The following is a 16,821-nucleotide window of genomic DNA, read 5'->3' as shown; positions in this document are numbered from 1 at the left end:
ATTATTCTCGTTAGGTGCCACAAAAGGTTTGTTTAACACATTGCGCGGCGCTCGCCGGTTGTTGATATGGTGCATTTTCTGGCGTAGCGCTAAAGGGATCTTGCCACAACTTATGCAGGGTATTAAACAAGGTTAAATCACCGGTATCACTCATCTCATCAATCACTTGTTGAATAAGATGATTACGTGGGATCAGTACGGGGTTTGCTTTGGCCATAATGGCGTGAGCAGCAACCTGCTGACTTGCTAAACGCTGTTGCCAGCGAGCTAGCCATTGTTGTAATGGCGCTACAGCGATCTTTTGCTGTAAGTAAGGTGTATCAGCGTTTAATAAATCTCGAAATGACAAGGTAAAATCAGCCGCAGCATCTTGTAATAAGTTTAAAAAATCTTCAATTAACGAACGATCCTCCGCAACCGGGTTAGCAATACCCAGTTTGGCAGCAAAACGACTGAGCCATTGTTGCTGGTAAATATCAGGAAATTGATTTAACTCGGCCATGGCTAACTCAATGGCTGCGGCTTGATCCGGCGCCAGCAAGCCAAGCAGTGCTTCGGCCAGACGAGCAAGGTTCCATTGCGCTACTGCAGGCTGATTTTTGTAAGCATAGCGACCTTGTTGGTCAATATAACTAAACACTTGCTGCGCATTGTAGGCTTCCATAAAAGCACAAGGGCCGTAATCGATAGTTTCCGCCGACAACAACATATTGTCAGTATTCATCACCCCATGAATAAAACCTAAGCTCATCCACTGCGCCACCAAGGCGGCTTGGCCAGCAATCACGGCGTGTAACAAACCACGATAAGGGTTTTCTGCGTGAGTTAATGTTGGGTAATGGCGTTCAATCACATAATCGGCTAAGGCTTTTACCACCGAGTTATCGCTTTGGCTTGCTGCAAACTGTAGGGTACCGATACGAATATGGCTACTGGCCACTCGAGTTAAAATAGCGCCCGCTAAACCTTCATCTCTAAAAACCACTTCTCCGGTACTGACCGCAGCAAGGGCGCGTGTAGTCGGAACCCCTAATGCATGCATGGCTTCGCTGATCAGGTATTCGCGGATCACGGGGCCAATCGGCGAGCGACCATCACCACGACGCGAGTAGGGGGTTTGCCCTGCGCCTTTTAATTGTAAATCAAGCCGTTTGCCTTGGCTGTCTCGTACTTCAGCCAATAAAATGGCACGACCATCACCGAGTTTTGGCACATAATGAGCAAATTGATGGCCAGCATAAGCTTGCGCTAAAGGCGCTGTCCATGTGGGCAGTTGGTTACCACTGAACAAATCTAAGCCCGCAGAGCTGTGCCAATACGCTTCAGGTAAGGCTAGCTCTGCTGCTAATGCTTGATTAAAGGCGATAAATTGTGGCGCTTTAACCGGTGTCGGCTGGCAATCTGCATAACAGATAGGCGGTAACTGGCGATAACTGTGTTCAGGCTGAAATGACGACATAAACGGCTCACTGTTCAATACGCTGCGAAGCAGCGTGTGCGACTAATGGTTGAGTAGTTTACTCGGGTATTACGCTAGACACAACGCTCGCCGGAAGCAGACGCTACCGTCAGTAGTGACTAGGATGGAACTTAGGCCTGATTACTGGCATTGGGATCGCGATAGCGACTGACTGCTGCATTGGAAGCTGCGAGCATTTTTCGGCCTTTTGCTGAAGATTGCGTCAGTAAAATAAACAGCAAGTCGATCACTAACTCTTGGGCGTTACGTGACAAGATTGACGACAGACGCACTGCGCTTTCGTTGGCCATGGTTTTCAGGTTAACGGCTGATAATTTGGCAATGGTGTTGGGCGCAAAGCCGGTTAAGCTGATGAGCTTTAATTTATGACTGCGTGCATAGTGGGCAATCGCCACCATTTCTGGCGTTTCGCCTGATTCACTGAGCATAAACAGCACATCCTTACTGCCAAAATGGGCTAACTCAGCTAACTGTATATGGTTATCACTCTCTGCCGTCGCGTTCATGCCTAATTTACGCAGCTTAAGACAAAAATCTTGTGCCACTAAAAAGGATGCGCCTTTACCGGTCAGCATGATACGCCGCGCTTGCAATAAGATACGGCATACCTGTTCCATCAGTGGTTGATCATTTGCGCTAAGTGTGTGGGTTAACACCGCAATTTTACCGGCTAATAACTTGCGGGCCATCTCTGAATAGGAGTCATCTAAAGCAATATCACCGTGTAATTTATCATCTTTCGGTTCAGGAAAGTTAAGCACGGTATCATTAACCGCAAACTTAAAATCGGGATAGCCTTTATAACCGAGTTTTTGGCTAAAACGTACTACGGTGGCCTGGCTGACCCCCACTTGTTGTGCTAATTCTTGCGAGGATAATTGACGAATAAGTTGCGGATTTGCCATCACAAAATCGGCAATTGCTTGTTCTGTTTTGCGTAAGCGTGCTTGTATTAGCGCAATACGTTGTAATACGGCCATAACGTCTCTGTATTTATCAATATGGCGTGCAGTATAAGCTGACTCGCTGCTTGAAAACTAGCTTAGCTTAGCGTCGAATAATTTAAAGGATTGCTGATTTGCCACGCTACGCTTACAATTGCCGATCGCGTAAGTTGCTAATAAAGGAAGCGTTACACCGTGTTAAACAAAAACTTTTTAACCAATTTTTTAGCCTGTGTCTTGGTGTTGATCGGTTGGTTTCTCGACCATGCCTTGTTAATCAATATGGGGTTATTTGCGCTGGCTGGCGCCATTACCAATACCTTAGCCATTCATATGCTGTTTGAGCGCGTACCGTTTTTATATGGATCGGGCGTGATCCCACTGCGTTTTAATGAGTTTAAAACGGGTATTCGCCAGTTAGTCATGACGCAGTTTTTTAGCCGTGAACATATGCAGCGTTTTTTATCGGCCAAAGAGCAACAGCAGGCTTTTGATTTTGCCCCCATTATTGAGAAAACTGATTTATCGGCCACCTTTACCGGTTTGTTAAAGGTGGTGGAGCAATCTTCATTAGGCGGCATGTTGGCAATGTTTGGTGGCAGTGCAGTGTTGCAACCATTACAAGAGCCATTTTTAACGAAGTTGAAGCAATCGTTAATTGATATCACGCAAACGCCAGAATTTCATCAGCAAGTGCAAGCCCAGTTATTACAGGCCGATCAATTGAATCAATTGGCCGAACAAGTTGAGCACATCGTACAACAGCGCTTAGATGAGTTAACCCCGGCATTAGTAAAAGACATTATCCAACAAATGATCCGCGAGCATCTTGGTTGGTTAGTAGTATGGGGTGGTGTTTTTGGTGGTGTATTAGGCTTATTGGCCATTATTTTAGTGTAAATATTTTGCTTTTATTTACCAGAAGCGTTATCAATGAAGCCAAGGTTGAAGTTCTCGGCTAGGTCGCACTAATTTCCATTAGAGAGTTTATTTTCTATAACAGGATTGGTTTATGAAATTATCGTTATCAACAATCTTTTATACGATAGCATTGAGCTTCAGTGCTGCGTTATGCGCCCAACAACATACTATGCCCATGTTAAAAGGCAACGAAACAGTATGGTTACTCACGGCAAAACAACAATTAGTGCAGGTCAATGCTCAAGCGCCGCAAACGGTATTAAAGCAACAGTCGCTTAAAGGTATTAATGCTGGTGAGCAGATCGTCGGTATTGATTATCGTGTCGCTTATGGCGTGTTGTTTGCGCTATCTAATCAAGGGCAACTTTATACCGTTAATACCACATCGGGACAGGCGACCGCAGTCGGTAATAAGTTGCCTGCAGGCACGTTAAAATCGGCACAATTTGGTTTTGATTTTAACCCTGCAGCTGATCGGATCCGAGTGGTAAATGCGTTAGGCCAAAATTTACGTCTCCATCCTGAAACGGGGGCTTTAGCCGCGACAGATCCTGATCTTGCTTACGCTGCAGTGGATAGCCACGCAGGGAAGAAACCCAATATTGTTGCTGCAGCTTATACTTACGATCAGCAGGATGCGAAAGTTACCAGCAACTATGCCATTGATATTGGGGCCGGTAACTTGGTTACCCAGGGTACCTTAGCGGGTGTTACGCCCAGCATTTCACCTAATACCGGACAATTATTTACCGTTGGACAATTAGGTATTCCTGACTTACAACAGGTTTCTTTTGATATTTCTGATATCAACAATATTGGCTTAGTCGCGCTCACTACTGATAGTCAACCGAATACTATGCTTTATCAAATTGATTTAGCTTCAGGTCAAACGCACTTGATAGGGCAACTCACTGATGGCAGTGCCATTCTAGGAATGGCCATTGAACCCTAAAACGAAGCTCTATCTTGTTACTGCATTCCTTCTTTTACAAAGTGCATTCGCTCAGGCTGCGAGCTTAAACGTTACTGTAAAAGATGCTCAGGGGCGAGTGGTAAACGATGCAGTGGTATTTTTAGAATCGACAGCAGCGGCGGCGTTGGTTAAACCTGGGCCGCTGGCGCAAATTAAACAGCGCGATAAAATATTCACGCCAGAGCTCACGGTGATTACTAAAGGTACGGCGGTGAGTTTCCCGAATGAAGATACTGTGCGTCACCATGTTTATTCATTTTCGCCAGTAAAACAATTTGAAATCAAACTTTATGTTGGCACCCCAGCCGAGCCCGTGGTGTTTGATCAGAGCGGTGTTGCTGTGCTGGGATGTAATATTCATGATCATATGATTGCGTGGATCGTGGCGTTAGATACGCCCTATTATGCTATCACCGATGAGAATGGCCGGGCCACCTTAAAGGATGTTCCTACAGCTGAGTATCAATTGCGCATTTGGCATAAAGATCTTATAGATGAAACGCATATTGTAAAACTACCCTTGACACTGACAGAGAACATGGCGGAGCAGCAGATAACCTTAATGCAATTAGCGCCGATGTTTTAACCATTTTAACCAGAGGGGGCGTTAGCTCCACAAGTCAGCAATCGGTGTGTTTGGGGTGTAGCGGGTGGCGAGCTGTGCTTGAAATAGCTCTGCGCAGGCTAAAGCATCGGTGACCGCATGATGCGGTAAATAGGGCGGTAAGCCATAGCGTTGCCGACTGGCCGATAAGCGGATTGAAGTGCGGGGCGTTTTACGAAATTGCTGCCATAAGCTCAACGGTTTAGCGCGATGCACTTTGGCTTCTAAGGCCATCGTATCAATCACCGGAAACTGCAATGGCTCATCTAAGCGAACCTGCAAAGCGGCGGTTAAAAAGCGCCGCTCAATATCGGCACAATGCACTAATAAAATTTTACCGGCAATGGCCGCTAAAAACTCGGGTAATATCTCAATCAGATCGGGCGCAGTTTGTAGCGCACTGTCGGTGATGCGATGAACGCGCACCGAGCTGTTGGTTAACTCAAAGCGCGGTTTAACCAGCCATTGCTGCGCCGCTGAATTTAAAATACGCTGCCCCTGTACCGGCACTAAGCCAATACTTACAATACCATGCTGGCGGGGATCTAAGCCGGTGGTTTCCAGATCCAATGCCATGATGGGTGTTTCGCTCACCGGTGTCTCGGGGCTGACTACACCTTGTTGATAATATTGGCGTAGCAATACATGCCGGCTACTTTGGGCCAACTCTCTAAAACGTTGCTGCCAATTCAGGCGAGTGGGGCTGGGCTGAGTTGATCCAAGATAGAACATGGTTAGGCCTGAAAGTGAAATTTAAGAAACTTCTGCGCATTAGCCAGCACTTGAAAGGCCGCTTTTAAATGCTTACGTTCAAATTCAGACAGTTGTTCCGGTAGGACATTATTATCGGGGTTTTGCTGTTGTTGTAACATGGCTGCCTGATGCCGAATGCGCGTCATCGCAATCACTTCATAGGCATCCCGTAAATCGTCAGCCCGACCTTTTGGTAAGATATTCAATTTACTTAATCGTGCTAAACGTTGGTAACTACTCGGGTTATCAAAGCCCAGCGATAAGGCATACACGCGTAATAAATCGGCTAATGGCGCGGTACCGCGGCGTTTAATATTCAACGATTTATTATGCTTACCATCTTCATCCATTACAAAATCTTGAAAAAAGCCCAGGGGTGGCGTGCGCAGTAGCGCATTGCGCGCCATCGAGGCCAAAAAGGTTTTATGCAAAGGTGCTTGTTGGGCAATGTGTTGATTCAGTTGCGTCGCCCATTGGTTTTTCCCCCAGACACCGTCTAAATCAAAGAAGATATTACTGTGTAGCAGTTTTTCGGGTGCCGGTTTTAAGATCCAGTCACTAAAATACTGGTGCCACACCTTTAAAGGCTGCCGCCAACGTGGATTTGTCGCCATAATATTGCCAGTACACAATGGATAACCACACTGATCCAACCCCTGACAAACAAAGTTGGCCAATGCTGCAAAATAAGCATCATGTTGCTCGGCAACATAGCGGTCATCTAAGATAAGTGCGTTATCTTGATCGGTGACGATCAGTTGTTCATCTCGCGCCATTGAGCCTAAAGCGACAAAGCAATAGGGTATAGGTGGTGGGCCAAGTTGTTGTTCGGCTAATTCTAGCAAACGCTGTTTAAAGCTACGGCCAATGGTAGCCATGGCACTGCCAATCATTTGCGAATTCGCGTCTTCGTTAACCATTCTTACAAAGCAGGCTTGCACCGCAGGGCGCAATTGCGCTAATTCTGCGACCGTTTGCTGCTGATAAATACTGCTGACGATATACAAGCTGTTGTTTGATTCGTGTCGAATAATATCGGCAATGGCGATCACACCCAGCGCTTTATGTTGTTGCAACACCGGTAAATGATGCAAATTATGCCGCAGCATAATCATCATCGCCTCAAACACAAACTGCTCGGCTTGCACAGTGACCAGTTCTCGCGTCATGATTTGCTGAACGTTAATATCACTTTGCAAACCCGCGGCAACTAAGCGATTACGAATATCGCGATCGGTAATTAAACCGCAAATATGCTCAGGCTTTGCAGGATCGGTTAATAATAAACACGACACGCTCGCCTCGCGCATTAAAGCCGCCGCTTCATACACTGTGGCAGCCGCTGACAACATGACCGGTTCACGATTAATTAACTCGCAGACCTGGGCACTCATTAGCTGATGATCCGCCGCTTTGGCCAAGCGAGGTGTTGCGCGACGCATCGCATCACCGACTTCGACATAATCAGCGAAAAATTCGTTATTATCGAACAATTGCTCAAAGGCTACTGCAGGCACTAAATAAATTAATGTATCTTCCAGCGCACGGGCAGGGAAGCGCACTTTTTTACCACGCAACAAACCCTGTTCACCAAACAAACCGCCTTCAGCTAGGCGATTATATAAATCGCCATTACGCCGAAAGGTTTCAACCACACCTGAGCGGATCACATACAAGGCATCTAACGGAGCATTGTAGGTGAGGATCTCGCTACCAGCGCGATAATAGGCCACATCAATCTGTTGTGCCAAAGTGGTTTGCTCCGGCAACGACAGTTCTTGAAAAGGCGAGTGTCGTTGCAAGAAACGTAATACCTCGAGTTGTTCAATTTCTAATTGATCGCTGCTCATTGGGTCGTTTAATCCGGTCTAGGTTCAGACATCAAACCTTTGATAATAGCGATAGACGCTGCCAAAAGCACCAAGGTAAACGGCAAGCCGGTTGAGACCGCCATGGCCTGCAAGGCCGTTAAGCCGCCACCCAGTAATAGCACTACCGCAACTAAGCCTTCAAAAGTACACCAGAACACACGTTGTACCGTTGGCGCATTTACTTTGCCGCCGGCGGCAATGGTATCGATAACCAGTGAGCCTGAATCTGAAGAGGTCACAAAAAACACCACAACCAAAATAATCGCAATAAACGAACTGATTTGCGCTAGCGGTAACGCATCAAGCATGGCGAATAATTGCAGAGGTAAAGCCGCTTCTACCGCCGCCTGATAACCGTCTTGCACCACTTGGCTAATGGCGGTACTACCAAATACGGTCATCCAGAATACACAGGCTAATGACGGGATTAACAGTACTGAAATTAAAAATTCGCGTACGCTACGACCACGAGAAACCCGTGCGATAAACATACCAACAAACGGTGACCAGCTGATCCACCATGCCCAGTAAAAGGTCGTCCAGCCTTGTGAATAATTGGTATCTTCGCGACCAATCGGATTAGACAGTGCGGGTAAATGTTCTAGGTAGCTAATCAGGTTGGTGGTGAAACCGGAGAAGATCGCTAACGTCGGGCCAACGATAATCACGAAGAGCAGCAGTAACGCGGCTAATACCATATTAATTTCCGACAGTCGTTTAACACCGGCCTCTAAGCCAGCAACCACAGAGAATAAGGCGATTGCGGTAATACCAATAATCAACAGTACTTGGGTAGTAGTACCACCTGGAATATCAAATAAATAGGTTAAACCGGCACTGGCTTGTGATGCACCAAAACCCAACGAGGTGGCTAAACCAAATAGGGTAGCAAACACCGCGAGGATATCGATAATATGCCCAGGCCAGCCCCAAACGCGTTCACCTAAGATAGGGTAAAACACCGAGCGAATGGTCAGTGGTAAGCCTTTATTAAAGCTAAATAAGGCTAAACCTAAGGCTAAAATGGCATAAATCGCCCATGGATGCAGCGCCCAGTGAAAAATCGTTGCTGCCATCGCAAGTTCTGCTGCAGCGGCGCTGTCACCCGCGGCACCGCCTAACGGCGCCCAGTCGGTGCGTACACCGTCGGTAAATTGTGTGCCCTGCATTGCTGTACCAAAATGTGTTAGTGGCTCAGAAACACCATAAAACATTAAGCCAATACCCATACCGGCGGCAAACAGCATGGAAAACCAACCCATATAGCTAAAATCCGGTGTGGCTTCAGTACCGCCTAAACGAACTTTGCCCAAGGGGCTGACAATAAGCGCCAAACAAATCAGCACAAAAATATTGGCTGCCGATAGGAAAAACCAGTCGAGGTTTGAGGTTAAGGTATTACGCAAAGTGGTAAAGGCTGGGCCAGCTTCTTCCCGAAATACTAGGGTTAAAATGACAAAAGCGATAATCGCTAAAGCGGAAATCAAAAATACGCGGTTGTGAATATCCAGACCAAAAGGACCAATCTTCACGACAACATTGTCTTGACCAATTTGGTAATCCGTATCAATCGGATTGACGGCCCCATCGGGGATCATCGGATCTTTTTGTTGTGTCATACATTAAATCCTTTGCTTAGAAATAATAACCAATATTGATGTTGAAACGGCGCTCGGTATCATCGCTGTTACCTGCAGCACTGCCGCCAACAAAGGGTTGGTTGCGAGCATGCACTAAATCGAAATACGTGAAGAGACCGCCTGCAGCAACAGAGAAACCGGCGACATTCATCATGGTATCGGCGGTACCGTCTGATTTGTCATATACCAAGCCGTAGTTGTTATAAAATTGCAGACCCGTTACTGGGCCCCATTGCACGGGCAGGCTGTAAGCAATATTAGCTGTTATTGATTTGGCTTCAGCGGCAATACTGTCGTAAAAAGCATAAGCGCCAACGGCGATGCGAGTGGTGTCATCTAAGTTGTAGTTGTACTCAGTGTGCTGTAGCTGTAAGTTCCAGCGACCGTAGTGGCTGTTTAGGTGTAAACCAAAGGCATTGTAGTCACCCGCACGTTGCCGACCGTCATGTAAGCCCCCAGCTAAAGCCGAGATCCCCAGTTCGGTTTTTACCCCGGCAAATTCGGTGTGATAAGCAAAGCGACCACTTAAGGTGTTGTATTCGCCAATTGCGTAACTGGGATCGGCATAAATCCCTTCGTTGCCGACACGGCCGCCCACGATGTCATAAGAATAACTATCTGCACGGTCTTCGACATAGCCATCTACGCCGCCGAGCTCATCATTTTTGAAAAAGCCCACGTCTAACTGCCAGTTATCGGCAATTTGTCGCTTAAACAGGATCCCTAAGTCAAAATCATCTTCTAAACCAAGGTAGTAATTGGTGCTAAAGAAGTAGTTATGCGAGTTATAAGGCCAGTTGCCGAACGGCACTTGAATAATACCGGCTTGCGTTTGCCAATTTTCAGATAATTGATAGCCAACATAGGCATATTTAATGGCCGTCATATAATCAAAGAAACGAATTTCGGCATCCAACGTGACATCGCCCACGCTGCCATGCAGGTTTAAGCGAAAAATATCAAAATCAAAATCACCGCCACGGTTCTTATTACCATCGCTATAAGAGGTATGACTAAAGTTGGTACGGATAGCACCCCCCACGCGAATACCGTCTGCTTTATTTTCTGCCGGCTCAGTGGCCGCTATTTCAACTTCTTCAACAACGGTGACGGTTTTAGCGTCAGCTGTTGCCGCTTCTTGTTGCGCTAAACGGGCTTCAAGACGGGCGATTTGTGCTTTTAATAATTCGAGTTGGGCTTTGACATCTTGTTGCTCATCAGCTGCAACGGTAGCGGGTGTTAAGGCGGCAGTAATAAAGAATGCCAACAGTGATTTTTTGATCATGTGAAGTGCCTGTTTTAGATGGGTCTGTTAAACAAGCGATACAGTGTAGCACAATTAGAAGGCACACCCAAACTGGCTTAAATTTAAGCTATTAATTTTAAATAATTATTTTGTAGTGAATGCTTTTATACGGCGGTTTCGCTGCAGTTTGCTGCAGCATGGTCTTGCCAAACAATAGCGTTATTTCACCTTAGCAATATTAAGCTATATTTAATCAGATGATTGTTATTTGGCAGCGGTGGCGTTTATCACTAGGTGAAGAGGTTGCGCGCGCTGTTACCTCACCATGGTGTTTAGATTATGCAAAACCTTATTGACCAACGCCGTTTATTTACATTGCTATTTGGCATCTTCGCGCTGTTAATGTTGCCTTTTTTAGCTATGCAAGTTACCGCAGAAGTTTATTGGAGCTTCACTGACTTTATAGTGGCAGCCGGGTTATTGTTTATGTTCGGTTTTACTATTTTGATGATTAGGCGCAAAGTAACTGGCAGAATAACGCGGCTTAGCTTACTGCTACTTTGTGTCGCGTTATTCTGTTTGGTGTGGGCACAGCTGGCAGTTGGGCTGTTTTAAAAAACGCATTACCCATAATAGGGGTTTTTTAATACGTTAAAATGACGAAAACCCTGGCAAGGGGTAAAGTTTTATGTACAACCGACAGGTGCGCGAACGAGATCCATTAACAACAATAATAAGGTAAAGGAATGAAGAAAACGGTTGTTTTATTCGCATTAGGGTTAGTGTGTTATCAAAGCTTAGCGGCAACACCACAGGCAGTGTGCAAAAGTTTGCAAGGTGCGGTTGCTGATATTCAGCAACAAGCGCCAATAGCCGTTGATTATATGACCACGCTGACTGGGGCCGTTGCCTTGTATAGCAGCAGCAATAATCGTTGTTTGTTAAATTATAACTATGTGATTAAAGCTGAGACCTTTTTACAAGAAATGATGGCTGAAAATCAGCTGACATTGGCAGAAAATGTGGAAGTTTTAAAATCGGATGAAGGTATCGCATCTATTCAAGAGGTATTTACCGGCATTGCTGAAGATGCCGCTAAAATGCATTTTCAACCTTTTAGTGGTATCGCTGGGATCACGATTCATTATTCCTACCGGTTTGATGATTATGGCATACCCGGCATCGTTGCCGTGGTGATGGAGAATTGACATGGTTGAGGTAAGTCTATTTGCTGTGTTGGTAGCGGCAATCAGTAGTTTTGTGCTGGGTGGCTTGTGGTATTCACCCTTACTGTTTGGTAAGGCTTGGCTGAAAGAAAGTGGCGCACCGACAACACCGGGTCACCCCGCTAAAGTATTTGGTATCAGTTTTATCTGCAGTTTGCTGGCAGCTTATGCCTTTGCAGTGTTAATGGGATCGTCTGCAGAGCTGGCCACAGCCTTGCATATGGGTTTATTAGTTGGCGTGTGTTTTGTCGCCACTAGTTTTGGTATTAATTATCAGTTTGTGCAGCGCAGTAATCGCTTGTGGTTAATTGATGGTGGCTATCATATCTGTCAGTTTCTATTGTACGGTTTAGTGTTTGGCTTGTGGCCATAAGCGGTATCGATAGAGCGACTTACTGACCTAAGGTATACCCAAAAAGAACAGGCACCGCGAGGGTGCCTGTTTAGTTCTTTTAAAAGCGAATTATTTCAGATCAAACCGATCGGCATTCATCACTTTTACCCAGGCGTTAATAAAGTCTTTCACAAATTTTTCCTGGTTATCGTCTTGCGCATACACTTCGGCATAAGCACGTAAAATAGAGTTTGAACCGAAGACTAAATCGACTCGTGTCGCTGTCCATTTTACTGTGCCGGTGTCACGGTCAACAATGTTGTAACTATTGCGGCCCGTTGGTTTCCAGCTGTATTGCATATCGGTTAAGTTAACAAAGAAATCATTACTTAACACCCCCTCACGGTCAGTAAAGACACCATGTTTGCTGCCAGCATAGTTGGTGCCAAGTACCCGCATACCACCGATTAACGCGGTCATTTCTGGCGCGGTTAAGCCTAATAGCTGCGTTTTATCCAACATCATTTCTTCTGGCTGTACCGCATAATCTTTTTTCAGGTAGTTGCGGTAAGCATCATGTAAGGGTTCTAACACCTCAAACGCTTCGATGTCCGTTTGTTGTTGTGTCGCATCGCCACGACCTCCAGCAAAGGGCACGCTAACATTCACGCCTGCCGCTTTGGCGGCTTGTTCAATAGCGGCGCTACCCCCTAACACAACAAGATCAGCGATACTGACGTTTTTAGCAAAATCCGCTTTAATCTTGTCATACACCGCCAAAACTTTTTGTAAACGAGCAGGCTCGTTACCTTCCCAATCTTTTTGAGGCGCCAGACGAATACGCGCGCCATTAGCACCGCCACGGTAATCAGAGCCACGGAATGTACGGGCGCTATCCCAAGCGGTTGCTACTAACTCACCAATAGTTAAACCACTGGCTAAGATTTTTGCTTTTAATGCTGTCACATCAGCATCGGTAAGTTGATAATCGGCAGCGGGGATCGGATCTTGCCAGATTAACTCTTCTGCTGGCACATCTGGGCCAAGGTAACGGCTACGAGGGCCTAAATCACGGTGCGTTAATTTAAACCAGGCCCGAGCGAATACGTCATCAAAATAAGCCGGATCTTTATAAAAACGCTCAGAGATTTTGCGATATTCTGGGTCTATTTTCAGTGCCATATCGGCATCGGTCATCATCGGATTACAACGAATTGACGGATCTTCTACATCAACCGGCTTATCTTCTTCTTTAATGCTCACCGGCTCCCATTGACTGGCGCCAGCAGGGCTTTTGGTCAGTTGCCAATCATGCTCTAGCAGTAAATAGAAGTAACCGTTATCCCATTGGGTAGGGTTGGTAGTCCACGCGCCTTCAATACCACTGGTCATGGTATCGCGACCTATGCCACGGGTTTTGTGGTTAACCCAGCCAAAGCCTTGCTCTTCAATCGGCGCGCCTTCTGGCGCTGGGCCCAAATTACTTTCTTTGTTGTTACCGTGCGCTTTACCGACGGTGTGGCCACCTGCCGTTAGAGCAACGGTTTCTTCATCATTCATGGCCATGCGTTGAAAAGTCACGCGCATGTCGTGTGCGGTTTTAAGCGGGTCGGATTTACCATCAACCCCTTCAGGATTGACATAAATGAGACCCATCATTACTGCAGCGAGTGGGTTTTCTAAATCTCGCTCACCAGAGTAACGAGTACCAGGGCTACCAGAGGGGGCTAACCATTGTTTTTCTGAGCCCCAGTAGGTGTCTTTTTCAGGATGCCAAATATCTTCGCGGCCACCAGCAAAACCAAACGTTTTAAAACCCATTGATTCATAAGCCATGTTGCCGGCTAAGATCATTAAATCGGCCCAAGAGAGTTTATTGCCGTATTTCTTTTTAATGGGCCATAGTAAGCGGCGTGCTTTGTCTAAGTTACCGTTATCAGGCCAGCTGTTTAGTGGCGCAAAACGTTGGTTACCGGTACCGGCACCGCCACGACCATCGGCAATACGGTAACTACCGGCACTGTGCCAAGCCATTCGGATAAATAAACCACCATAATGACCCCAGTCAGCCGGCCACCAAGATTGGCTGTCGGTCATTAAGGCTTTCAGATCGGTTTTAACGGCGTCTAAATCTAAGCTTTTAAAGGCTTCGGCGTAATTAAAGTCAGCACCCAGTGGATTGGTTTTCTGATCATGCTGGTGCAAAATGTCTAAATTAAGAGAGTTTGGCCACCAGGTCATGGTGCTGTTGGCATTGGCTGTATTCGCGCCGTGCGCGATAGGACATTTGCCAGAAGAATTGTTCGTACTCATTGATCACTCCTTGTAGAGGTCGTTGCAAAAACGTTTACGGCTAAGCCGTTTGTAACTGCATTGACTATAGACCTCTAACAAATTTTTTTAAAGTAACTTATTCCGAACAGTCTAATAGCTTTTTTGAATTAGGAAATTAATTGATGGTTAAAATAAATGGCTAAAAGTGGCAGCTTAATGTGGTTGCCACTCAACACCATAATGCGTAAAAATCTCGGCATCGCGGTTATACCAGCGCCGAAACGGTTCAATATCAAAACCGTGTAATTGCGCCAGCCACGCATAACGTATAGCGGTTTTTAATAAATCAGGGTATTGCCAGATCCGGCCATAGGCCACCACAGCGAGCTCAGGTTGCTCGCCCAAAATATCAATGGCTTGCATCACTTTGTGTAAATAACGCAATTCTTCGGTAAACTCGGGAGTAATGCTGCTGTTATCGTGTTTGCTGCTCATTATGCCAGATCCCTTTTTCCTTCAATAAAGCTATATCGGCCAACCAGGGGTAAGGTTTAGCACGAACCGCTACGTGCGCAGTCCTTTTTTGCTAAGTGAATAAATTACTTAAATTTTATTATTTTGAAGCGGGTACAAGGCCATACCCCAGTCAGCAGCGTTAAAGTTTAATCAGCGCTTGTATTCAGTGTCTGTTGTCACCATTAACAAGCTAGCCTACTTGCTGACTTACCCGAGGAATGTATGACTGTTGCCAGCAAAGGCGTTGCCACACGTGCAGTATTACCGTGGATCGGCCGCTTTTTATTACCCTATCGCGGCCGTGTGGTCGCAGCGATTGTGTTTCTGTTGATTGGCTCTTTAGCCTGGCTGGGTTTAGGGCAGGGCGTGCGACTGATGGTCGACGAAGGTTTTGTCACCGGAAATTTAGCGCGTTTAAATCAACTGACTGCCCTGGTGCTTGGCATCACTTTACTTGCCTCGGTTGCGGTATTTTTACGTTTCTATTTTATGAGCTGGCTGGGTGAGCGCGTCAGTGCCGATATTCGCAATGCGGTGTATCACAATATGCTGAGGCTCTCACCGGCGTTTTACAGTGAAACGCGCACTGGCGAAGTCATTTCCCGTTTTACCGCCGATACCACTTTGTTACAAAGCGTAGTGGGATCCAGCCTTTCGATGGCACTGCGCTCTGCGGTGACGGCTATCGGCGGTTTAATTATGATGGCTTTTACCAGCTTTAAATTAACCGCCTTGGTATTTATCGCGGTGCCGTTAGTGCTGTTACCTATTTTAGTGTTAGGCAAAAAGGTACGGCAACTGGCGCGAGACAGCCAAGACAAATTAGCCGTTATTGGTGCTCATGTGGATCAAAGTCTGCACGAAATTCATACCGTACAAGCCTATGGTCACGAAGCACGCGATGAAACTGTGTTTAAAGCAAAAATCGAGCAGGTGCTCGCTGCCGCGCGCGGCCGTATTTTTTATCGCGCGTTGTTAATTGGTACGGTGATGCTGCTGAGTATTGGCGCTATCACCATTGTCGGTTATGTCGGCGCTTTAGACGTGGTGAGCGGGAAGGTCAGCCCTGGGCAATTAACTGCCTTCTTGTTTTATGCCGTAATGGTAGCCGGCGGCATGGCGACGATTAGCGAAGTCATTGGTGAGGTACAGCGTGCCGCAGGTGCGGCTGAGCGTTTAATTGAATTAGCGGAAATGCCAGTGACGATTAGTGCGCCAGTGCAACCGCTAACGCTTACCGCTCCGGTGCGCGGTGAGCTGCAATTTAAGCAGGTTGCTTTTGCTTATCCGCAAGTCCCTGAACAAACCGTGTTGTCACAATTGGATCTGCACATTCAACCCGGTGAGCGTTTAGCCCTTGTTGGCCCCAGTGGCGCCGGTAAAAGTACTATATTTCAATTGTTACAACGCTTTTATGATGTTACCGCAGGCAGCATAGCGTTAGATGGCCAAGCCATTACACAGCTTGACCCTCAGCAGTTGCGCGCACAATTTGCACTGGTGCCGCAAGATGCCGTAATATTTGCCGATTCTGTTGTCGAAAACGTGCGCTATGGTCGGCCAGAGGCCAGCTTGGCTGATGTTAAAGCGGCCTGCCAAGCCGCGCGTGCTGACGAATTTATTCAGCAGTTTAGTGCCGGTTACGAAACACAACTGGGTGAGCGCGGTGTGCGCTTATCGGGTGGTCAAAAACAACGTATTGCCATTGCCCGCGCCATTTTAGCGGATCGGCCGATTTTGCTATTAGACGAAGCCACCAGCGCTTTAGATGCCAGCAGCGAACACGCTGTTAAGCAAGCATTAGAGCAAGCGATGCAAGGTCGCACTACCTTGATCATTGCTCATCGACTGAGCACGGTACTGACTGCCGACCGCATTTTAGTGTTAGATCAAGGTCGCGTCATTGCCAGCGGTAAGCATGACGAGCTTTTACACAGTTGTGCGCTGTATCAAGAATTGGCGCAACTGCAATTTTTAACGGAGTAAGTTTTCACCAAAGCTGATTAGTTTGTCAGAGCGCTGGCAGAGTGCGGTGAGCT

The 16,821-nt window shown here is 46.6% G+C and carries 15 protein-coding genes; 7 read left to right on the top strand and 8 right to left on the bottom strand.

The features are described 5' to 3' along the window. Positions 1-10: 10 nt before the first annotated feature. A complete protein-coding gene (locus ACUJFL_RS10920; RefSeq protein ID WP_445427490.1) occupies positions 11-1,459 on the bottom strand; it encodes a protein adenylyltransferase SelO in 1,449 nt (482 codons plus the stop codon). A 131-nt stretch (positions 1,460-1,590) separates the two neighbouring features. Continuing rightward, positions 1,591-2,460 carry a MurR/RpiR family transcriptional regulator gene (locus ACUJFL_RS10915; RefSeq protein WP_445427489.1) on the bottom strand — a complete coding sequence of 290 codons (870 nt, stop codon included), beginning with the start codon at positions 2,458-2,460 and terminating at the stop codon, positions 1,591-1,593. A 159-nt stretch (positions 2,461-2,619) separates the two neighbouring features. Between ACUJFL_RS10915 and ACUJFL_RS10910 the strand changes: the two genes are divergently transcribed. The 3 genes from ACUJFL_RS10910 (at position 2,620) to ACUJFL_RS10900 (ending at position 4,904) form a co-directional block, all read left to right on the top strand. Continuing rightward, positions 2,620-3,324, top strand: coding sequence for a DUF445 domain-containing protein (locus ACUJFL_RS10910; RefSeq protein WP_445427488.1), 705 nt, complete (start codon positions 2,620-2,622; stop codon positions 3,322-3,324). Between the two features lie 112 nt (positions 3,325-3,436). Further along, the gene (locus ACUJFL_RS10905; protein WP_445427487.1) at positions 3,437-4,297 is read left to right on the top strand and encodes a DUF4394 domain-containing protein; all 861 of its coding nucleotides are present in this window, start codon (positions 3,437-3,439) and stop codon (positions 4,295-4,297) included. Beyond that, positions 4,287-4,904: a methylamine utilization protein gene (locus ACUJFL_RS10900; protein WP_445427486.1), complete on the top strand. Its 618-nt coding sequence runs from the start codon at positions 4,287-4,289 to the stop codon at positions 4,902-4,904. The genes ACUJFL_RS10905 and ACUJFL_RS10900 overlap by 11 nt, the downstream gene beginning before the upstream one ends. Positions 4,905-4,925: 21 nt before the next feature. Here the strand turns inward: ACUJFL_RS10900 and ACUJFL_RS10895 are convergent, their stop codons facing one another. Genes ACUJFL_RS10895 through ACUJFL_RS10880 form a run of 4 tightly spaced genes read right to left on the bottom strand, consistent with a single transcriptional unit; the run spans position 4,926 to position 10,471 of the window. Further along, the gene (locus ACUJFL_RS10895) at positions 4,926-5,654 is read right to left on the bottom strand and encodes a 3'-5' exonuclease (RefSeq protein ID WP_445427485.1); all 729 of its coding nucleotides are present in this window, start codon (positions 5,652-5,654) and stop codon (positions 4,926-4,928) included. A 2-nt stretch (positions 5,655-5,656) separates the two neighbouring features. Beyond that, the gene (locus tag ACUJFL_RS10890; RefSeq protein ID WP_445427484.1) at positions 5,657-7,525 is read right to left on the bottom strand and encodes a DUF294 nucleotidyltransferase-like domain-containing protein; all 1,869 of its coding nucleotides are present in this window, start codon (positions 7,523-7,525) and stop codon (positions 5,657-5,659) included. A gap of 8 nt (positions 7,526-7,533) precedes the next feature. Then, positions 7,534-9,165, bottom strand: coding sequence for a BCCT family transporter (locus ACUJFL_RS10885; protein WP_236129555.1), 1,632 nt, complete (start codon positions 9,163-9,165; stop codon positions 7,534-7,536). A gap of 16 nt (positions 9,166-9,181) precedes the next feature. Continuing rightward, positions 9,182-10,471, bottom strand: coding sequence for a carbohydrate porin (locus ACUJFL_RS10880; protein ID WP_445427483.1), 1,290 nt, complete (start codon positions 10,469-10,471; stop codon positions 9,182-9,184). 300 nt (positions 10,472-10,771) lie between these two features. On the opposite strand from ACUJFL_RS10880, the gene ACUJFL_RS10875 reads away from it, so the two are divergent. From ACUJFL_RS10875 to ACUJFL_RS10865, 3 genes are all read left to right on the top strand, one after another. Further along, entirely contained in the window at positions 10,772-11,047 is a 276-nt protein-coding gene (locus ACUJFL_RS10875) for a hypothetical protein (RefSeq protein ID WP_226752103.1), read from the top strand. A 131-nt stretch (positions 11,048-11,178) separates the two neighbouring features. Beyond that, positions 11,179-11,640 (top strand): hypothetical protein, encoded by a 462-nt coding sequence (locus ACUJFL_RS10870; RefSeq protein WP_445427482.1) that lies wholly within the window; start codon positions 11,179-11,181, stop codon positions 11,638-11,640. A gap of 1 nt (position 11,641) precedes the next feature. Next, entirely contained in the window at positions 11,642-12,031 is a 390-nt protein-coding gene (locus ACUJFL_RS10865) for a DUF1761 domain-containing protein (protein WP_445427481.1), read from the top strand. Positions 12,032-12,121: 90 nt separating this feature from the next. On the opposite strand, the gene katG is transcribed toward ACUJFL_RS10865, so the two are convergent. Then, entirely contained in the window at positions 12,122-14,305 is a 2,184-nt protein-coding gene (gene katG / locus ACUJFL_RS10860) for a catalase/peroxidase HPI (RefSeq protein ID WP_445427480.1), read from the bottom strand. 174 nt (positions 14,306-14,479) lie between these two features. After that, complete coding sequence (locus ACUJFL_RS10855) at positions 14,480-14,761, bottom strand: hypothetical protein (protein WP_226752099.1); 282 nt, start codon at positions 14,759-14,761, stop codon at positions 14,480-14,482. A gap of 243 nt (positions 14,762-15,004) precedes the next feature. Between ACUJFL_RS10855 and ACUJFL_RS10850 the strand changes: the two genes are divergently transcribed. Then, positions 15,005-16,768 (top strand): ABC transporter transmembrane domain-containing protein, encoded by a 1,764-nt coding sequence (locus ACUJFL_RS10850; protein ID WP_445427479.1) that lies wholly within the window; start codon positions 15,005-15,007, stop codon positions 16,766-16,768. Positions 16,769-16,821 lie beyond the last annotated feature (53 nt).

The organism is Alishewanella sp. HL-SH05, from assembly GCF_052655985.1.
This window is presented reverse-complemented; position numbering and strand designations above follow the sequence as displayed.

Excerpts from the sequence above, each read along its gene's own strand:
- ACUJFL_RS10870 (WP_445427482.1), top strand. The coding sequence starts at position 11,179 with ATGAAGAAAACGGTTGTTTTATTCGCATTAGGGTTAGTGTGTTATCAA.
- ACUJFL_RS10865 (WP_445427481.1), top strand. The coding sequence starts at position 11,642 with ATGGTTGAGGTAAGTCTATTTGCTGTGTTGGTAGCGGCAATCAGTAGT.
- ACUJFL_RS10855 (WP_226752099.1), bottom strand. The coding sequence starts at position 14,761 with ATGAGCAGCAAACACGATAACAGCAGCATTACTCCCGAGTTTACCGAA.
- ACUJFL_RS10915 (WP_445427489.1), bottom strand. The coding sequence starts at position 2,460 with ATGGCCGTATTACAACGTATTGCGCTAATACAAGCACGCTTACGCAAA.
- ACUJFL_RS10875 (WP_226752103.1), top strand. The coding sequence starts at position 10,772 with ATGCAAAACCTTATTGACCAACGCCGTTTATTTACATTGCTATTTGGC.
- ACUJFL_RS10880 (WP_445427483.1), bottom strand. The coding sequence starts at position 10,471 with ATGATCAAAAAATCACTGTTGGCATTCTTTATTACTGCCGCCTTAACA.
- ACUJFL_RS10905 (WP_445427487.1), top strand. The coding sequence starts at position 3,437 with ATGAAATTATCGTTATCAACAATCTTTTATACGATAGCATTGAGCTTC.
- ACUJFL_RS10885 (WP_236129555.1), bottom strand. The coding sequence starts at position 9,165 with ATGACACAACAAAAAGATCCGATGATCCCCGATGGGGCCGTCAATCCG.
- ACUJFL_RS10920 (WP_445427490.1), bottom strand. The coding sequence starts at position 1,459 with ATGTCGTCATTTCAGCCTGAACACAGTTATCGCCAGTTACCGCCTATC.
- ACUJFL_RS10890 (WP_445427484.1), bottom strand. The coding sequence starts at position 7,525 with ATGAGCAGCGATCAATTAGAAATTGAACAACTCGAGGTATTACGTTTC.
- katG (WP_445427480.1), bottom strand. The coding sequence starts at position 14,305 with ATGAGTACGAACAATTCTTCTGGCAAATGTCCTATCGCGCACGGCGCG.
- ACUJFL_RS10895 (WP_445427485.1), bottom strand. The coding sequence starts at position 5,654 with ATGTTCTATCTTGGATCAACTCAGCCCAGCCCCACTCGCCTGAATTGG.
- ACUJFL_RS10850 (WP_445427479.1), top strand. The coding sequence starts at position 15,005 with ATGACTGTTGCCAGCAAAGGCGTTGCCACACGTGCAGTATTACCGTGG.